16 protein-coding genes are annotated in these 18,183 nt (G+C 74.1%); 8 read left to right on the plus strand and 8 right to left on the minus strand.

Features of this window, described 5'->3' with window-relative positions; translation table 11 throughout:
• Window positions 1-32: 32 nt before the first annotated feature.
• The 6 genes from QMF80_RS30930 to QMF80_RS30955 form a co-directional block, all read right to left on the minus strand.
• Window positions 33-1,523 (minus strand): sensor histidine kinase, encoded by a 1,491-nt coding sequence (locus tag QMF80_RS30930; RefSeq protein WP_283459268.1) that lies wholly within the window; start codon window positions 1,521-1,523, stop codon window positions 33-35.
• Complete coding sequence (locus QMF80_RS30935) at window positions 1,520-2,230, minus strand: response regulator transcription factor (protein WP_283459270.1); 711 nt, start codon at window positions 2,228-2,230, stop codon at window positions 1,520-1,522. The genes QMF80_RS30930 and QMF80_RS30935 overlap by 4 nt, the downstream gene beginning before the upstream one ends.
• A gap of 183 nt (window positions 2,231-2,413) precedes the next feature.
• Window positions 2,414-2,788 carry a hypothetical protein gene (locus tag QMF80_RS30940; RefSeq protein WP_283459272.1) on the minus strand — a complete coding sequence of 125 codons (375 nt, stop codon included), beginning with the start codon at window positions 2,786-2,788 and terminating at the stop codon, window positions 2,414-2,416.
• A 61-nt stretch (window positions 2,789-2,849) separates the two neighbouring features.
• Entirely contained in the window at window positions 2,850-3,737 is an 888-nt protein-coding gene (locus tag QMF80_RS30945) for a C40 family peptidase (RefSeq protein ID WP_283459273.1), read from the minus strand.
• Window positions 3,738-3,912: 175 nt separating this feature from the next.
• Window positions 3,913-7,737 (minus strand): nSTAND1 domain-containing NTPase, encoded by a 3,825-nt coding sequence (locus QMF80_RS30950; RefSeq protein ID WP_283459275.1) that lies wholly within the window; start codon window positions 7,735-7,737, stop codon window positions 3,913-3,915.
• Window positions 7,738-7,834: 97 nt separating this feature from the next.
• On the minus strand, window positions 7,835-8,572 hold the full coding sequence (locus QMF80_RS30955) for an NPP1 family protein (protein ID WP_502962959.1): 738 nt from the start codon (window positions 8,570-8,572) through the stop codon (window positions 7,835-7,837).
• Between the two features lie 243 nt (window positions 8,573-8,815).
• Here QMF80_RS30955 and QMF80_RS30960 point away from each other — a divergent pair, with 243 nt between their 5' ends.
• The 3 genes from QMF80_RS30960 (at window position 8,816) to QMF80_RS30970 (ending at window position 14,284) form a co-directional block, all read left to right on the plus strand.
• Window positions 8,816-10,987 (plus strand): hypothetical protein, encoded by a 2,172-nt coding sequence (locus QMF80_RS30960; RefSeq protein WP_283459277.1) that lies wholly within the window; start codon window positions 8,816-8,818, stop codon window positions 10,985-10,987.
• A gap of 51 nt (window positions 10,988-11,038) precedes the next feature.
• Window positions 11,039-12,682 (plus strand): type 1 periplasmic-binding domain-containing protein, encoded by a 1,644-nt coding sequence (locus QMF80_RS30965; protein ID WP_283459279.1) that lies wholly within the window; start codon window positions 11,039-11,041, stop codon window positions 12,680-12,682.
• A 195-nt stretch (window positions 12,683-12,877) separates the two neighbouring features.
• Window positions 12,878-14,284: a neocarzinostatin apoprotein domain-containing protein gene (locus QMF80_RS30970; protein ID WP_283459281.1), complete on the plus strand. Its 1,407-nt coding sequence runs from the start codon at window positions 12,878-12,880 to the stop codon at window positions 14,282-14,284.
• A 32-nt stretch (window positions 14,285-14,316) separates the two neighbouring features.
• Here the strand turns inward: QMF80_RS30970 and QMF80_RS30975 are convergent, their stop codons facing one another.
• Entirely contained in the window at window positions 14,317-14,454 is a 138-nt protein-coding gene (locus QMF80_RS30975; protein WP_283459283.1) for a hypothetical protein, read from the minus strand.
• A 245-nt stretch (window positions 14,455-14,699) separates the two neighbouring features.
• Here QMF80_RS30975 and QMF80_RS30980 point away from each other — a divergent pair, with 245 nt between their 5' ends.
• Complete coding sequence (locus QMF80_RS30980; protein ID WP_283459285.1) at window positions 14,700-15,107, plus strand: hypothetical protein; 408 nt, start codon at window positions 14,700-14,702, stop codon at window positions 15,105-15,107.
• Between the two features lie 58 nt (window positions 15,108-15,165).
• The gene (locus QMF80_RS30985; RefSeq protein WP_283459287.1) at window positions 15,166-15,942 is read left to right on the plus strand and encodes a TIGR04222 domain-containing membrane protein; all 777 of its coding nucleotides are present in this window, start codon (window positions 15,166-15,168) and stop codon (window positions 15,940-15,942) included.
• A gap of 145 nt (window positions 15,943-16,087) precedes the next feature.
• On the opposite strand, the gene QMF80_RS30990 is transcribed toward QMF80_RS30985, so the two are convergent.
• On the minus strand, window positions 16,088-16,405 hold the full coding sequence (locus QMF80_RS30990; protein WP_283459289.1) for a hypothetical protein: 318 nt from the start codon (window positions 16,403-16,405) through the stop codon (window positions 16,088-16,090).
• A 116-nt stretch (window positions 16,406-16,521) separates the two neighbouring features.
• Between QMF80_RS30990 and QMF80_RS30995 the strand changes: the two genes are divergently transcribed.
• The 3 genes from QMF80_RS30995 to QMF80_RS31005 all read left to right on the plus strand — a co-directional run bounded on the left by QMF80_RS30995 (window position 16,522) and on the right by QMF80_RS31005 (window position 18,175).
• Window positions 16,522-16,776 (plus strand): DUF6158 family protein, encoded by a 255-nt coding sequence (locus QMF80_RS30995; RefSeq protein WP_502962957.1) that lies wholly within the window; start codon window positions 16,522-16,524, stop codon window positions 16,774-16,776.
• Window positions 16,777-17,039: 263 nt separating this feature from the next.
• Window positions 17,040-17,525: a hypothetical protein gene (locus QMF80_RS31000; protein ID WP_283459290.1), complete on the plus strand. Its 486-nt coding sequence runs from the start codon at window positions 17,040-17,042 to the stop codon at window positions 17,523-17,525.
• A 98-nt stretch (window positions 17,526-17,623) separates the two neighbouring features.
• On the plus strand, window positions 17,624-18,175 hold the full coding sequence (locus QMF80_RS31005) for a hypothetical protein (protein ID WP_283459292.1): 552 nt from the start codon (window positions 17,624-17,626) through the stop codon (window positions 18,173-18,175).
• The last annotated feature ends 8 nt before the right edge of the window (window positions 18,176-18,183 follow it).

An 18,183-nucleotide genomic window follows, 5' to 3' on the forward strand; every position in this document is an offset into this window, starting at 1 on the left:
CCGGCCCGTGAGCGGGCCGGCCGTGCACGACGCTAGGGGGCGTCTTTGTGGTTTCTTTGTGAGTCCCCAGGCTGACCCGCCTCCCCCCGGGAGATCCAGTCGCGCCGTGCGGGCAGCCTCGGCGCGGGTCCGTCCGGGGCCAGCAGAGGCAGCCGCACCTCGACCCGCGTGCCCCGGCCCTCCGGCGGGTTCCCGAGGGTCACCGTGCCCCGGTGCAGCGCCACCTGCTGGGCCACCAGGGTCAGCCCGAGCCCGGACCCGGGACTGCCCGGCCGGTGGTGGAAGCGCCGGAAGGCCGCGTCCCGCTCGCCCGGCGGGATCCCGGGCCCCGCGTCGTCGACCGTGAGCACCGCGTACGGTCCCCGCGCGTCCAGCCGTACGTCGATCAGCGGCGGCCCGTCGGGCGGTGCGCCGTGCACCACGGCGTTGCCGAGGAGGTTGGCGAGCAGGATCATCAGCCCGGCCTCCCAGCCGAACACCGCCAGCTCCGCCGGGAGTTCGGCGCTCACCCGGGCGCCCGGGTGGCGTCGTACACACTCGCCGACGGCCGTGTCCACCAGCTCACAGAGGTCGAGCGGGCCGAAGGCGGACACCTCCACCAGGTCTCCCCGGGCGAGCATCCGCAGCGCCGTCAGCAGTTCGAGGAGCCGCGCGTGATCGCTCTGCAGGTCCCGCACCACCTCGGCCCGCTCGCCGGGGGAGAGGTCCGGGTGGGCGGCGAGCACGTCCAGGTCGGTCCGCATGCTCATCAGGGGGGTGCGCAGCTCGTGCGAGGCGGCGGCGGAGAACGACCGGGCGGTGTCCAGGGCCTGCGCGGTGCGGGCCGCCTGCTCCTCGTAGCGGGCCAGCAACTGGCCGATGGCGGCGGAGAGTTCGTCCACCTCGGCGATGTTCACGCGCGTCGTGGTGAAGGCGGCCGGACCCGCCCTCGGGTCCAGCTCGGCGGCGCGGCGGCTGAGCTTTCGCACCGAGGCGGTGGCGCGTCCGGCCAGGGCGTAGGCGAGCAGGCCGGAGACCGGGGCCGAGAGCAGCGCGACCAGCAGCACCCGCCCGCGCACGGCGCTCAGCTGCGGGTCGGTGGCCGAGGCCGGGGCGAACAGCCAGAGCGTCCCCGGCGCGGCCCCCGCCACCGGCACGCTCAGCACCCGCCAGGCGTGCCCCTTGGCCCGCACGGTGACCGGACCGCCCGGGGTCGACCCGGGCAGCCGGGCCGGGTCGGCGGGCTGCGGGCCGCCCTCCAGGACGTCCGTACCGTCCGCCGACCGCACCAGGATGCCCGCGTCGAGGACGGCGTCGAGCACCCGGCGGTGCTGGGTCTGCTCCACCCGGGGCCGCCCGTTGCGGTCCGCCGCGAGCAGGGTGCGTACGTCCGGCAGCGCGGCGGCGGCCAGGTCCTGGAGCCGGGTGTCCTGCTGGCGGTGCAGGTCCCGGCTGACCAGGCCCAGTACCAGCAGGCCCGCGGCGAGCACCAGCAGCGGTACGACCACGGTCACCGAGAGCGCGATCCGGGTGGCGAGCTTCATGATCCGTCCTCCTCCGGCAGCCGCAGCACGAAACCGACCCCGCGTACGGTGTGGATCAGGCGGGGCCGCCCGCCGTCCTCCAGCTTGCGGCGCAGGTAGCTGATGAAGGTGTCGACGGCGTCGGTGCGGACCTCGAAGTCGTAGCCCCAGACCCGGTCGAGCAGCTGGTCCCGGGTGAGGACGATCCGGGCGTTGCGCACCAGCTGCACCAGCAGCTCGAACTCCCGCCGGGTGAGGTGCAGTTCCACCCCGCCGTGATGGACCTGCCGGGTCGCCTGGTCGATGACCAGCGGGCCCGCGCGCAGCACCTCGGAGGCGGTCCGCTCCGGCCTGCGGCGCAGCAGGGCCAGCAGGCGCAGGACCAGCTCCTCCAGGGCGAAGGGTTTGACGAGGTAGTCGTCGGCCCCGGCCTGGAGGCCGGCGACCCGGTCGGCCAGCTCGTCGAGGGCGGACAGCATCAGGACGGGGGTCTCGTCCCCCCGGGCCCGCAGGGTCCGGCAGACCTCGGTACCGGTCAGGCCCGGCATGGACACGTCGAGGACCAGGACGTCCGGGGTCCGCCGGGCGGCCAGGTCCAGGGCGGTGGGGCCGTCCTCGGCGAGCAGCACGGTGAACCCGCTGAGCCGCAGCCCGCGCTCCAGTGATCGGCGGATGGCGGCGTCGTCGTCCGCCACCAGCACCACCCCGGCATGTGCGTTCCCGGTCACCACGGCCTCCTCGCGCGGCCTCCCTCCGAGGCCGCGCCGACCCTCTCACGGTAGTCCCGGAGCCCGTCGACCGGGTCCCGTCCGCGCACCGTCCGGGTCCTGTCCGCGCACCGTCCGCGCACACCGCCGCCCCCGGGGGAATCCCGGGGGCGGCGGGCCTGGCGGCCGGTCAGGACCGGCGGGTCACGGCTGGAGCGTGATCGAGTTGATCGGCGTCAGGTCCTTGATCATGTAGGTACCGGCGAGCAGGTAGCCCTGACAGCCCTGGCCGTCGTAGCCGGTGCAGGTGCGCATGGACGCGCCGCCGGTCTGGTTGTTGGAGACGTAGTGGTTGCCGTTCTGGTTGGACAGGTTGTGCGCGCCGTAGCTGTAGTAGACGTTGCTGGGGTGGTCGTTGTTCCACCCCGCGTCCTGCGGGTAGATGCAGACCGCGCCGGAGGGGCAGCCGTGCCAGGAGTCGGTGACCGAGGCCGTGGCGGTCGGGGCGACCGAGGCGGCCAGGCCCAGCGCCAGGGCGCCGGAAGCGGCCAGGAAGACGATCTTCTTGCGTGCGTTCATGGTGCATCCCTTGGTGGTGAACCGAGTGGTGGGTGTCGATGTCGTCGCTGTCGTGATCAGGTCACGGGCAGGTGGGGACGCCGTCCAGCCATGCCGCGCCCCGGACGTAGATGTTGGTGAGCCACGCCTTGTGGTCCGGCAGGTAGGACCAGGCGTCGTTGTGGTAGCCCTCGGCGTCCACCCACTGGGCGTGCTTCTGGCAGCTGATCCGGACCCGGGTGGGGCCGGCGAACCTCACGACCCGGGCGCTGGTCGTCGACGGCTCGGCATGCGTCCAGACGTCGGTGCCCCAGGTGGAGAAGGTGCCCGGCTGCCCCGGCTCGGCGGCGATGCGCACCGCTCCGTTGTAGTCGCCGCCGAAGGAGACATCGCTGACCATCACCCGGGTGCCGGACTGCCGGGCCTGGACCATCTTTCCCGCGCCCAGGTAGATCGCGATGTGGTGGATCGAGTTGTCGCCGCCCCAGGCCAGGAGGTCCCCCGGGAGGAGCGCCCCGAGGCCCTGTGAGGCGCCGATGCGGGCGGTGACACGCGGCGAGTGGTACTGGCTGTTGGCGGTCCCGGCCAGGACGTCCTGCCCGGTGGCCTGGGCGTAGGCGTAGCGGACCAGGCCCGAGCAGTCGAACCCGATCCGCTCCGGGTCGTGTTCACTGGCCGGGTCGGTGGGGTCGACCTGACCGTAGGTGGCGCCCGGCTGCGGCCCGTGGCCCCCGCCCCAGCTGTACCAGACGCCGATCTGCGTACAGGCCGCCCGGACCGCGGCCTCCGCCGTCGCCCCGGCCCCCGTGGCCAGTACCCCGCAATCGGTGTCGGCCGCCGCCGGGGCGGCCACCGCGGCCCGGGCCGCCGGAGCGGCGGCGGCGGGCGCGGCGGTGATCCCGGTGGCGCAGAGCGCCAGGATCCCCGCGAGGACCGCGGACCGCCCCGCTCTCGTCAGGATGGCGTGCATGACTGGTTCCCCCCGTTTCGTCGTACTGCCGCGGCGCCGGCCGCGGTGGTTCGAGACTGGGCCCCGGCCGGGCCGGGTGTCGAGGAGCGACGCGTCTCCCGTGCGGGTGGGCAACGGGAAACCCCCGGGAAACACCTCGGCGTTGGGCCGGGAGGGCCGGGACCCGGTGAGCCGCTCAGCGGCCGCCCGGGCACACCCGCCGGTACGGCTCGTCGGGCAGCAGCTGCGCCCAGCGCCGGGGTCCGGAGTCACCGACCAGGCGGCACAGGGCGGCCTCGCGCTCCGCCACGTCCGTGTTCCACAGCCGTACGGTCCCGTCGTTGCTGCTGCTCGCCAGCGTGCCCGGGAGCACCGGGTCGAAAGCGACCCCCCACACCGCCCCCGTGTGCCCGCTGAGCGTGGCGATCTGCCGCTCCCGCCGGGGGTCCCACAGCCTCACGCTCTGGTCGCTGCCGCTGCTCGCCAGCACCGCGCCGTCCGGGCTGAACGCCACCGCCCGTACGGAACCGCTGTGCCCGGCGAGGATCCCGGCCGCCGCCCCGCGCGCGGTGTCCCACAGCCGTACGGTCCCGTCGTTGCCCCCGCTGGCCAGGGTCCGCCCGTCCGGCGCGAAGGCCACCCCGCGCACCGACCCCGTGTGCCCGCGCAGCACGGCGCGTTCCGGGTGCCCGGGGTCCCCCGGCGCCCACAGCCGTACCGTCAGGTCGTCGCTGCCGGAGGCGAGGGTGCGCCCGTCGGGGCTGAACGCGACGGCGTTGACGAAGTCCTGGTGGCCCTCCAGCGTGGCCTCCCGCTGCCCCGAGCCCACGCTCCAGAGGGCCACCGTCCGGTCGGCGCTGGCCGACGCCAGGGTCCGGCCGTCCGGGGCGAAAGCGAGGGAGAAGACCGACCCGGTGTGGCCGGTGAGGGTCGCGTGCGCGGTTCCGGCGGCCACGTCCCAGAGTCCGACCGTGCGATCGGCGCCCGCCGAGGCGAGCAGCCGTCCGTCGGGGGAGAAGGCGACGGCGAACACCGAACCGCCGTGCCCGGTCAGGGTGGAGACCAGCCGGTGACGGGCGGTGTCCCAGACCCGCACGGTGCCGTCCGCCTCCGCCGCCGCGATCAGCCGCCCGTCCGGGGAGAACGCCGACTGCCAGGACTCGGCGAACGGCCGGGCGGTGAGGGCCGAGCGCCCCGGGTCCCACAGCACCACGGACTGGTCGAAGCCGCCCGTGGCGAGCTGCTCGCCGGGCCCGGCGGCGACCGCCTGCACGTAGTCGGTGTGGCCCGACAACGTCGTGATCACCTTGCAAGTGCCCGGGTCCCACAGCTTCACCGTGCCGTCACCGCTCGCGCTGATGATGGTGTCCCCGGTGTGCGTGAACGCCACCGCGTTCACATCGTCGCTGTGCCCCGTGAGCACGGCCCGTGCCGACCCCTCGGGCAGGTTCCACAGCCGTACGGTCCGGTCCGCGCTCCCCGAGGCCAGCGTGCGGCCGTCCGGGCTGAAGGCGACCCCGAGCACCTGGTCGGCGTGGTCCGTGAGGACGGTCACCGGCCGGTCGCCACCTGTGTCCCACAGCCGTACGGTGTGATCGGCGCCCGCGGAGGCGACGGTCCGGCCGTCCGGGCTGAACGCCACGCCCATCACCGCGTCACCGTGCCCGCGCAGGACCGCCCGCTCCCGCCCGCCGGGCAGGTCCCAGAGCCGCACGGTGTGGTCCACCCCGCCGCTGGCCAGCCAGGCGCCGTCCGGGCTGAACGCCACCGACCGCACCGCTCCGACGTGCCCCGTCAGCGTGCTGAGGAGCCGGTACGCCCTCGCGTCCCACAGCCGCACCGTGCCGTCCTTGCTCGCCGTCGCCAGCCGCAGTCCGTCGGGGCTGAAGGCGACCGAGGTCACCGCGGCCGTGTGCCCGCGCAGGGTGGCGGCCACCCGGCGGCTCGCGACCTCCCACAGCCGCACGGTGGTGTCCGAACTCGCCGAGGCGATCACCGTCCCGTCGGGGCTGAACGCCACGCCGTTGACCGGCCCGGCGTGCCCGCGCAGCCGCCCCGCGAAGTACTGCGCCTGTGTGCTCAGCAGGGCGCCCCGGGCCTGCGGGGTCCGTGCCGTCGCGTAGGCGCCCGCCGCGAGCAGCATCGAGGCCTCGGGCTGCCCGGCCGCCAACGGGCCGGACCGCACCGCCATCGCCTGGGACTCGGCGGTCCGGCGCTGGTCCACGGCGTCGGACCGCTGCTGCAGGGCGAGCGCCCCGGCGGTCAGGGCCACCGCGAGCAGCCCGGCCAGGGTCACCACCATGGCCCGGCGGACCCGGCTCTGCCGCAGCGCGGCCCGCTCCCGCCGCTCCTCCTCCGCCTCGCACGCCTCGATGAACTCCCGCTCCTCGGGCCCCAGCCGCGAACGGTCCGCCGAACGGTCCAGCCATTCCCGTACGCCCGCCAGCCGCGTCCCGCGGTAGAGGAGGCTCGGATCGCGCCCGCCCGCCGCCCATTCGGCCCCCGCCTCGGAGAGCTGCTGGCGCATCCGCAGCGAGGCCCGGTCCCGCTCGGTCCACTCGCGCAGCCGGGGCCAGGCGTGCAGCAGCGCCTCATGGGTGATCTCCACGGTCTCCCCGCCCGCGGTCACCAGCCGGGCCTCGATGAACGCGTCGAGGGCCCGCCCACCGGCCTCCGGCTCCGGCAGCTGGCGCAGCAGTCTGCCCCGCTCCACCGGTCTGCGGGTCTGCGCGGTCCGGTCGTTGATGTGGACGAGCCGGACCAGCAGTTCGCGGGTCATCCGCCGCTCCGCCGGGTCCAGCAGGCCGAAAACCGACTCGGCGGTGCGCGCGACCGCCCCGTGGATGCCGCCCGTCATCTCGTAGCCCGCCACCGTCAGGGTGGTCCCCGTGCGCTGCTGCCAGGTGATCAGCAGGGTGTGCGCCAGTAGGGGAAGGGAGCCGGCGTGCGCCGCCGATCCGTCGCCGAGGTCCCGCAGGAGCAGCTCGACCAGGCCGCCCTCCAGCGTGAGCCCGGCGTGCGCGGCGGGCCCCGAGATGGCCTGGCGCAGCTGGGCGCCGGACATCGGGCCGAGGGCGAACAGGCCCTGGGTGAAGACCTCGACCAGCTCCGGATGGTCGAGGCAGTGGCCGCAGAAGTCCGCGCGGATCCCGATCACCACGGCGGTGGTGGCGGCCGGGGCAGGGGCGGCCGAGGCCAGCGCGTGCAGCGCGCCCACGAAGGCGCGGCGCTCCCGCTCGTCCTCGCAGAGCGTGAACACCTCCTCGAACTGGTCGACCACGAGCACCAGTCCGGGCCGCCCCCGGGCGGCCTCCGCCGCCTCCAGCAGCCGTCGCGGATGCTCCGCCAGCTCCTCGGGTGCGATCCGCGCGGCCGCCGCGCCCAGCACCTCGCCCGCGCAGCGCAGCAGTTCCTTGAGGGGATGCGGGCCGGGCGTGCACACCACCACCGGCCAGTCCTGCGACCCGGGCACCGGCAGCACCCCGCGCCGCAGCGCCGGGACCAGCCCCGCCCGCAGCAGCGAGGACTTCCCCGCCCCCGACGGGGCCACCACGGCCAGTGCGCCGCGCCCGATCCGCCCGGCGAGGCGGTCCGCCAGCCCGGCCGTGTCCCCGTCGCGCCCGAAGAACCACTGGGCGTCCTGGGGACCGTACGAGGCCAGCCCCCGGTAGGGGCAGACCGCGCCGGAACCCCGCGCGTCCCCGCCCGGACCCGGCCGCGGACCGCCCCCGCCGTCCGCGCGGTCCGCGCCGCCCCCGCCGGAGCCGGGTCGCGGGGCCGAGCCGGGCTCCTGGCGCTGCGCGGGGACGAGCCGGGCCAGCTCGCCCCCGGCGTCGAGCGCTTCGTCGCAGCGCCGGGCGAGGTCGGGGGTGGGCGGTTTGCCACCGTTCTCGATCTTGCTCAGGTACCCCTTGCTGTAGTGGATCGTGCGGGCAAGACCCGAGAGGGACATCTTGCGGAGCTGCCGCATGCGCCGCAGCTCCGCCGCGAATCCACCGGTCGTCTCATCGTCCGTCGGCACGGGGCCTACCTTCCCGCAGGGGCGGGACGTACGCATAAAAGGAGAGGAGTTCCTCCGGTTGTCCGCACCCGGCCGGGCGGGACCTCTGCAAATCGTCCTAGCCGTAGGGGTTGAAGGGGACCGGGGGCTTGGCCGCGTTGAGGGCGTCGTTGAAACGGCCGTCAGTGATCTTGATGGTGGCCGAACCGAAGTCGGCGTTCATCAGCTTGTCCCGCAGTCCCGACGGATAGCCGTTCCAGCCCACCAGACGCGGGAAGAACCAGCCGCCCGTGTGGTTCTCCGGCGGCTCGTCGTTGCCGTTGGCGAGCCGGAAGAAGTGGGTCGAGGGGCCGTCCTTGTGGTAGACGGCCTTGGCGTGGGTCCCGTCGAACCGCACCTGCGAGGCGGGGTACCACTTCCAGCCGCTGTGCTGCGAAGTCGACACGTACTGCACCTGGTTGTCCTTGATCCAGACCACCACGTGCTCGAAGTCGTGCCGGTGCCCGATGGCCGCGGGACCCAGCGTGGCCTGGTCCTTCTCGAAGTAACTGGCGTACATGACCGCGCACCAGCCGTTGTTGCACTTCTCCCGGGAGTACGTGTTGGAGTTCTGCAGCTGCACGAGGTCCCGGCAATGGCCGTTGACGTCACCGCCGAGCCCCAGCCCGGGGTTCAGCGTGCCGTCGCCGCTGATGGCGGCGGTCGCGTAACAACCGTCCTTGTCGTAGTCGTAGGCGGGGGAGAAGGTCTGCTCCAGACCGTCGGCGTTCTGGGGCAGCGGCGGGATCACCTTGGCACTGGCGACGCCGGGCAGCGCCAGCACGAGCGCGGCCGCTCCCAGGCCCGCGGTGGTCACCGCCCGCCCGATCCGGCTCGGCGACCCGTTCGACGTAGACGACAGCAGAGTGCGCACATCAGCTCCTTGACCTCGGTGGGGTAGCGCGCATTCTGCTGTGCCGGGCGTGGGAACACGAGTCCTTCAGCCGAGCGTTCGCGAGATCCTCGACATCCGCGATATGCCCGTCGCCCCGCGTCCGTTGGGTGTTAACTTCCAACGCGTCGACGCGAGCGTCGCGACCAGCTGGGGGGCGGGTTAAAAATGGTGAACGCAACGACGGATCCGGGCCACGCGGAGGGTACCGACGCCTTCCTGCGGCACATGATCTGGCGGTACCCGAACCAGCGGCAGCCCGTCGTGGCCCTGCTCGGACCGCGCCACGCGGGCAAGTCCACCCTGCTCCGCTCCCTCTCCCAGGGCTGCGGATCGACCGTGGTCCACGCCCACCTCGACTTCCACGAGAACCCGCTGGATCCCGTCTCCGCCGCCGCCCTGGTCGCCTTCCAGATGATGCGCGGCTGGGACACCCTGCGCCGCAGCCCCGTCTTCCACCGCTTCGCCCTCGGCCTGCTCGCCCTCAACGAGACCCTCGAAACCGACCGTACGGGCGCCACCGACCAGATCCGCGGCCTGATCCAGCAGTACACCCGGGGCACCCGCCAGGGCCGTTTCGCCACCCGGCTGGAGGAGGCCGCGGTCACCACCATGGACGTGGTGGCCACCGGCGCGCTCAGCCCCCTGGTGTCCGGCACCGGCCGCCAAGTCGTCGCCGCCGTACGGGACCAGGCCCGCCCCGTCATCGGATCGCTGCTGCAGAGCGCCGCCCGCTGGGGACTGCGCGACGCCCTGCGCTGGCACGTCAGCATCCCGGAGGCGGAGGCCGCCGGTTCCGTCGACGCCCTGATCAGACTCAGCTCCGCCTCGCGCTCGGCCGCCGTCGGCCCCCTGCTCGCCGCCTTCCTCGCCGACGCCCAGGACCAGGCGGAACGCCACCCCGCGCTGCGCTCGTCCTGCTCCTGCGAGCTGCCCGAGGGCGCGGCCGGACGGGGCCGTCACGACCACGCCTGGGTCCTCCTCGTCGACGGCGCCCAGACCCCGGCGGGCCGCCGCTTCCTGAGCGCCCTCATCGCCGCCCGCGTCCGCAACCGGCAGGGCAACGCAGGAGCCTCGGCCGGGACCGACCCGATCGTCGTCCTCGCCGCCTGCGACCAGTGGCAGCCGGAGTGGACCACCCGCTGGTGCGAACCCTGGCGCACGACCCCGCTGACCGGCACCTCGCAGCGCCGCGTCCCCCTCCTCTCGCGGGCCGCACGCGCCCAGTGGGCGCGCGAGGACGCGAGCGGCGCCGCGGACCCCGACTCGGTGGCGGGCTACTGGTACCCGGTCTGGCTCGACCCGATGTCCGAGGAGCAGGTCGGCCACGCCGTCGACGACCCCGGCTCCCTGGCGCCACCGCTGCCCGCCTCCGTCGCCCACCGGCTCACCGGCGGCCACTGGGGCGCCGTCACCGCCGTACGGGAACAGCGCGAGGCCGCGCCGCCCGACGAACACGCCACCCCGGTGGACAGACCGCTGCCCACCGCCCTCGACGCGGGCGGCAGACCCCTGTGGGCCCGGGCCCTGGAAGCGGGCCTGCCCGAAGGGCTCGCCACCCCCGCGGGCCGCTGGACACCCCCGCCGCCCGTCGTCCTCGCCGCCGCCTACCTGGCCGACGCGCGCACCGCGGACGACCCCTGGGTCCCGGCCGAACTCACCGACCTCCCGCACAGCCTGGAACTCCTGCGCCGCAACCTCTGGGTCAGCACCCACGCCCGCGCCCCCTCCCGGATCCGGGAGATCGGCTGGGGGCCGGCCGACCGGCCCCCGGCCCTGCACCCGTGGCTGAGCCGGTCCGCGCTGACCGCCCTGTCCGCCGCGTCCCCCCTCGCGGGCGCGGAACCGGGGGGGTCCGACGACGCGCCCGGCGATCCCTGGCACCAGGTGTTCAGCCGCCAGGCCACCGCCCTCGCCGCGATGGCCGCCGCCCGCGGCGGGCCGCTCGAAGCCGCCGAGGAACAACGACTCTTCTACGATCTGTGCCTCGGCCGCTTCGCCCCGGTCGCCGAGGCGCTCGCCGCCCGGTTCGACCAGGACCACCGCGCCTGGGTCCGGCTCCTGGACTACCTCGCCTCGGCGCCCTGCCGCCTCGTCCACGAGCGGCCCGCCCCCCAGGTGTACGCCCACCTGCTCGCCGGGATCGAACGGACGGGCCGCGACGTCGTCGCGGTGGCCACGGCGAAACTGCTGGCCCTGCTGTGGCTCTACGACGACCCGCTCACCGAACACCACCGGAACTGGGACGCCCAGATAGAAGAAGGCTTCGAACGTCTCTCGCACAACTCCCGTCTGCTGGACGTCAGCGCACTCCAGCAAGCGGGCGCGCTCTTCGCCTGACCCTTCCGGGCCGCGCCGCAGGCGGGCCCGGACGCACCGCTAGGAGAGTCCATGTCCGCAGGTGTCCACAACCCCCGGCTCGGCCGACTGCGCCGCCACCCCGTGCTGTCCCTGGCCGCCGTCCTCGTCGTCCTCGCCGGGGCCGTCCTGGGCGGCAGCTGGGGCTACGGCCGTCTGTTCCCGCCCGAACTGACCTGCGGGGCCGGGATGACCGCGACCGGTTCACCGCTGGCCTGCATCGGGGTGAACCTGGACAGCACCCCCTTCACCAAGGGCGACCCGGCGCGCATGCGCGCCCTGGAGGAGGCGATCAAGGGGGCCAACGCGGCGGTCAAGGGGCCCTCCACCAGCGTGGTCCTCATGCTCGACCTCTCGCCCGTCGCGGACGTGGACACCCTCACCTACGACTCCCTGTACCCCAACATCGAAGGGGCCATAGCCGCCGTCTGGCGGGCCAACAACACGGCCGCGTACGGCAGTACGCCCGGCGTGAAGCTGTACCTCGGCAACTTCGGCAGCCAGTACGGATCCTGGAAGGAGGCCGTCGCCAGCGTCGAGAAGCACGCGGAGCCGCAGCACATCTCCGCCGTCGTCGGCCTCGGCCAGAGCACCGAGCAGACCCGGCAGGCCGCCGCGGCCCTCTCCAACCGGCTGCACATCCCGGTCATCGGCTCCACCCTCACCGGCAACTCGATGAACATCGACCCCGCGGACCCGGCGGGCAAACGGCTGATCCCCGACATGTTCCGGGTCTCGCCCACCAACTCCGACTCGGTCGTCGCCGCCAACCAGTACGTGTCCGGGCTGCGGCCGGCCGTCACCGCCCTCGCCGTGGTCGCCGACGGCGTCGCCGGTGACGACTACACGGCCTCCCTCGCCGCCGAGGCCAAGGTCCGCTTCCAGGCCCCGAACCGGACCGTCACTGTGCTCCCGTACACCTCGCCCGTGAGTCTGCCGAGCGGATCCGGCCGCCAGGACTACCTGGTGCAGCAGTTCAACCTGATGCACGCCAACCTCTGCCAGGCCGCACCCGCCGTGGTCTACTTCGCCGGGCGCGGCCGTGACCTCGGCGCGTTCGTGCAGAACTGGGTCCAGGGCGCGCCCTGCGGCATCGCCAAGCTGCACATCCTCGCCGGGGACGACGCCTCCGAGGCCATCCGCGACGAAGCCGTCCTCCAGGGCGTCGCCTCCGGCCGGGTCACCGTGGCCTACACCGCGCTGGCCAGCCCCGACGAATGGGGCACCGAATGCCCCGGCTCGGACGCGAAGCACAACTACGACCAGTTCTGGGCGGCGTACACCGGCAGGCCCGACCCGTGCACCGGCCAGCGCCTGACCACCCAGGGCGACGCGGCGGCCCTCGCGTTCAACCCGGACGACCTCGCCAACGGCCAGGCGATGCTCAGCCACGACGCGACCGTCGCCGCGATCAGCGCGGCCCGCCACGACAGCGCGGGCCTGAAGAACCCGGGCCTGGAGACGGGGATACTGCACCAGTTCTACTGCGCCCAGATGCTCCCGGGAGCCAGTGGCTGGCTGTCCTTCGGCGCCGACGGGAACCCGGTCGGCAAACCGGCCCCCGTGGTCGAGATCCAGCCCGACGGCAAGACCAGGACGGTCACCCTCACCTGGCCGAACTCCGCCCCCAACCTCAGCCTCCCCCAACGCGGCGGCACCGGAGCCCCCGGCTGCTGACCCCCGCGCCCCGCCGCTCCCGGCCCTCCTCGCCGCCGCCCTCGCCCCGCTCCGGCCGCTCCATCACCGACGGCGAACGCACGTACCGCCCGGTGTTCCACGCCGACCTGGCCGAAAGTGCGGGCTGGCCCGGCCCGCCGGCCGGCACGAGGATGCTGCCCGGCCGCAGGGGCCCATCAGGAGGGCGGGGAGCACATGGAGTTACGCCGCAACAGGTCGCGGGACAAACGGGCCGGAGCAGTGCTGCGCGGAGCCGTCGCGCTGGCACTGACCTGCGCGGGGATCGCGGCCCTCCCGGCCGCGGCGCAGGCCGCGTCCACCGGATCGGGCGCCTCCGCGTGCCGGGCCGCCGCCGACGGGGCCGGGGGCTCCCCGGTGGGGCCGCCGGTCCCCGACAGTCGGGTGGCCGTGGACCGTACGGACGGCCGGACAGCCCAGTTCCAGCTCTTCCGCGACACCGCCGCCCCCGGGAGCCCGGCCGCCGTCTGGCACCGCGAACAGAGCGCCCCGGACAGCGTGTACGCCGGCTGGCACCGGATCGGTGCGACGGGCCCGAGCCCCGACGGCACCCGCGTCTCCGCGATCGAGAACGCGGGGGGACGGCTGGAGCTGCTCTTCCCGGCCTCCGGCTCGCTCTGCCACACCGTGCAGGACGGCAGCCCGGCGGGCTGGAGCGTCCCGGACCGCTTCGGCCCCGCACCGTCGCCCGACCGGCTCGGCGCGCGCACGCCTTCCCCGCGGCGCGGCGGCAGCGCCGACGGCTTCGCCGCGGGCACCACCCCGGAAGGGCCGCGCCGGTCCGCCGACACCCCGGGCGCCGCGGCCGCCCCCCTGCTCAAGGTGCACGACACCACCGGCCTGCTGGACGGCGACATCGTCACCTTCGGGATCACCGGCGGGCCGCCCAAGGCGTACGTGTGGGTGAAGCAGTGCGGCCCCTCGGCCTCCGCGACCACCTGCGACGACGACACCGGCCGCCAGTTCCGCGTCTATCCGGACGGCACCTACCAGCTCTCCCCGAAGAAGCTGTACGCCCGCCTCGCCACCGCCGCCGGGACCGTCGACTGCCGCACCACGCCCGCCGACGACCCGTGCACCCTGGCGCTCACCGACAACGACGGCGCCCTGCTGACCACCGTCCCGCTGCGCTTCCGCCCGAAGGGCCCGCTCGAAGCGCCCCCCACCCTGCACGTCGACCCGGACAAGGGCCTGGTGGACGGCCAGTCGGTCCGCGCGACCGGCAAGGGCTACGAACCGCGCTGCCACGTACTGGTCATGGAGTGCGCCACCGGTTCCGCCGACACCCTCGGCTGCCGGCCCCGCAGCAGGCCCCCGGCCACCAGTGACACCGGCCGGATCGACGAGACCGTCACCCTCTCGGCGACCTTCACCGCCATCGACGGCCGCGGCGTCGACTGCCGTACCGGCGGAGCCTGCGAACTGGTGGTCTTCGGCAGCCGCGTCCGCGGCCCGGACTCGGTCCACCACCCCCTCACCTTCACCCCGCCCCCGCCGGGACCCCGGCCCGAGGGAAACGTTGCGGCCAACGAAAACCAGGTGGCTTCATTCCGACCGCATCCGTTTCATCCGAGGGCACGATGAACCCGCACATGTCATGAACCATGGGGGGAACATCACGTGAAGCGAAACATGTCCTTGAGCCTGTCCCTCGGTACCTCGGCCGTGCTGCTCACCGGGATGGTCGCGGCGGCCGGGCCCGCCGACGCCGCCGCGGTCTGCGCACCGAAGATCCAGGTACTGGGATCGCTCACGGCCCACCCGCAGACGACCTGGCCCGCCGAGGGCGTACGCGCCCCCGGCAAGGGCACCCTGTCCGTCGGCTCCTCGGGGGCCAAGCCCGCCTACTGGACCGGCACGACGGTGCACCAGGTGCCGCTGCCCGGCGCCCTGGACACCGGCGAGCTGCTCGGCGTGTCCGCCGACGGCCTGATGACGGGCAGCTCGCCGGGACTGGGCCGACTCGACCTCGGCGTACCTGTTCACCTACCACTCCTGGGTGGAGGGCATCGCCTCGGACGGGAAGGTCATCGGCTCCGACTGGTACGGCCCCGGCTACGAGTGGACGCCGTGGGTCTGGAACGCGCCCTACACCGCCCTGGGTTCGTCGCCCGGCCTGCTGCGGACCCACCCGTACGCCTCGTTCGAGGGCATCAGCCCGAACACGAACGTGACGGTGGGCACCGCGCGCTTCCACCCCGACAGCCCGACCTTGCCCGACCAGGCCTTGTTCTGGAAGGGTTCCGGGGACGTCCTGGCCCTGCCGCGGGTCGCGGCGGGCAAGGAGACCTCGGCCGTCACCGCCTCCGACGACGACCGGGCCGGCGGCTCCGGGGTGAACGCGAAGGGCGTCAGGAAGGCAGTGGTGTGGATCTGCGCGAGCAAGCAGGCGTACCTGCCGAAGTAATCGGCGAGCGCCCGGCCCGCTGCCCGGCCCGGCCGCTCCGGCGGCCGCCGGGCCCACGGTGATCGCCGAAGTCGCGGCGGGCGCGGCGTGGTTGCTGGTGCTCGCCGCGGCCGCCGTACGCTCCGGGGCGGGCCGGGGGCCGTCCCCGACCGCCCTTCCGCTCCTGTCACCGGTCGAGGTGGGCCTGCTGCGCGCAGGCCACCGGGGCGCCGCGCAGACCGCGCTGGTCGAGCTGTACCTCGCGGGCTCGGTCGAGGCGGCCTCGCGGCAGACGGTCCGGCGTGACGACACCCGAGCGCCGAAGGGGCTCTCCGGGCCGGCCAGGGCGCAGTACGCGGTGCTGTACGGGCGCCTGCACCCGCGGCGGCTCCAGGGCCTCGACCGGGTCCGGCGGGCCGTCGCGGACGTCTCCCGGGACCTGGAGACGTCCCGGCTGGTGCTCCCCACGCGGCGCCTGTACGCCGTACGGGCCTTGTCGCTGGCGGCCCTCTGCGCCGTGCCCGTCGGGGCGATCGCGGGCCGGGCGGCGGCGCCGTGGCTGTTCCTCGCCCTGCTCGCGGACGCCGTCGCCGTATGGCTGTGCGCTCTGCCCCGGCGCACCCGACGCGGCGCGGCCCTGCTCGCGCGGCTGCGCCGCGAACGCGCCGACGTACGGCGGGCGTCCGAGCGGGAACCGGAGGAACTCCTGCTGAGCATCGCTCTGTTCGGGGCGAGCGCGCTCAGGGCGCAGCTCCCCGGGTTCACCGCGGCGAGCGGCCTGCTGACCCGGCCGCCGCGGGAGCCGATGGACCGCGGCGGCGGCTCGGCGGAGACGGTCGCCAGCTGCGGCGGATAGGGCGTCTCTTTCGGACTTTCCGTGGCCGAAAGGGACGGCCTGGCGAGCATCGGCCGGGACGGCGCAGGGGGGGCGTCGGATCCACTCCGTAGCCGGGTGGCCACGTACGGCGTTCATCTCGCCCGTCTCCCGGGCGCGACGGCGGCTACTCGCCCGTGATGCCGGTGATCACCGGATCCCCCAGCGGCGCGGCCTCGGGGCCCAGCCCCGCCTTCCGCAGGGCCGCCGAGGCCAGGTCCCGCGCCGCCCGCTCGGCGGAGCCCGTATCGGCGGCCTCGACCTCCAGGTGCAGGCTGAACGCCGGGGAGTCGGCGTAGAAGGAAAGGATGTCCAGTTCCTCGGCGGCGCCCAGGCCCGTGGTGCGCGGATCGGCCGGCCGCAGCGCCCCGATCAGCTCCGAGCGCGCCGCGGGGGTGAGCTCGGTGAGGAGGGTGCCGGGAATGGTGACGACGTAAACGGTCATGTGAGAGCGCCTACCCGGCCTGCCGGGATTCAATCGAGCGCAGGAGGCCGGCCGCGTACGGGGCTACCGTGAGGAGTGGAGCGAGCCCACGACCAGGGACGGGAGGTGCGGACGCCGTGACGGAGCACAAGGACGGGCCGTCGGCGCGGATGCTGGACGACGGCCGGTTGCTCAAGGAACTGGAGGTCGTCCACCGCACGCGGCACGAGACCCTGCTGTACGGGTCGGACGACGCGCTGGCCACCCACACGGCCCGGACGAAGGAACTGGAAGCTGAGTACGTACGCCGCCATCCGGGCCGCGCCCAGACGTCGGGCCGCACCCGCGAGGGCGCCCGTGCGCGGACCCCGGAAGCCCAACATGGCGAATAGCGCGGCGGAGATGCGGGAGAGATGGAGTAAAGCACCCGCGCGCGACTAAGCTGCTCGCGAGAGCCCGGATACCGTACCCCCGTCGGTATCCGGGCTCTCGTCGTGCCCATTTCCGTCGCCCCGGCCCCAGTTGGGCCCGCGACGCCGCTCCGGCCGCCTGCTCGCCGGATGATCCGCCCCACGGCGCCCCGCTGTCCGAACCAGGGCTTCCATCCTGCGGTCATCAACTATAGTTTAGAGCGGTCGAGAGGAAGCAGCGCACCGTGGCCCCACCAGAAGAGCGACCGGACACCGGGACCTCGGACTTGTCCCCCGCGCCCGTACCGGGTCCAGGGGCACCGTTCAATGAGCGGCTGAACTACCTGTTCGACCGTGTACGTCCGCCCGGCGCGAAGGAGTTCAGCAACGCCCACGTGGCACGGACCATCTCGGCGTACGGCAAGGAGAGTTGCACCGGCGCCTACATCGGGATGCTGCGCAAGGGCGAACGGACCCCGACCATCACGCTCGTACCCCTCTTCGCCCGGTTCTTCGGCGTGGAAGCGGGCTACTTCGTCGAGGACGCGGTGACGCGCAAGGTCACCGACCAGTTCGAACTCCTGCGCAAACTCAGCCAGGCGGGCGTGCGGGAGATCGCCCTGCGGGCGATCGGCCTGTCGCCCAAGAGCCTGGGCAAGGTGCTGGAGGCGATCGACATCGTGCGGGAGCAGGAAGGCCTCCCTGACAACGACGGGAAGAGCCTGCCGTGACGCGCCCCGAGAGCTGTGCCACGGGCGGTTCCCCCGCGGCTCGAACTCCCCGCATGTCCCGTACCCCCACCTGTACGCCGATACCGAGAGGAAGTCGCATGTGGCGACGCCGTCGTGACCGACGAGCCGTCGACGAGGCCGTCGAGGCCGAACGCCGCGGCCGCGCGTTCCTGGAGGAGTTGCGGCTCCCCCCGGTCGACAGCGTGCTGGATCTGGTCCCGTTCATGGAGGAGCGGCTCGACCGCTCGATCCGGCTGATGCCGTTCACACCCGACGCGTCGGACCCGGACGCGCTGGACGCGGCCGCCCCGTGCGGCCTGTGGCTGGCCACCGAGTCCACCGACTACGTCTTCTACGACACCGGCATCAGCAAGCCGCACGCCGAGATCATCGTCGGCCACGAGTTCGCCCACATGCTCAGGCAGCACCGGGGCAAGGCCTCCGTCACCACCGGCACCCTCGGCGGCCTGATCACGGACATCGACCCGGGCACCGTCCAGCTGGTCCTCGGCCGGACCCGCTACAACAACCCGGAAGAATTCGAAGCCGAAATGCTGGGATCCCTCCTGCAGGAGCACGTGAGCGCCTCCCACCACGGCCCGCGCCACACCGACCCCGCAGACCCCATAGCCCGTACGCTGCTGCGCTGACCCGAATA

Source organism: Streptomyces sp. G-G2 (genome assembly GCF_030063135.1).
Lineage (GTDB): Bacteria > Actinomycetota > Actinomycetes > Streptomycetales > Streptomycetaceae > Streptomyces.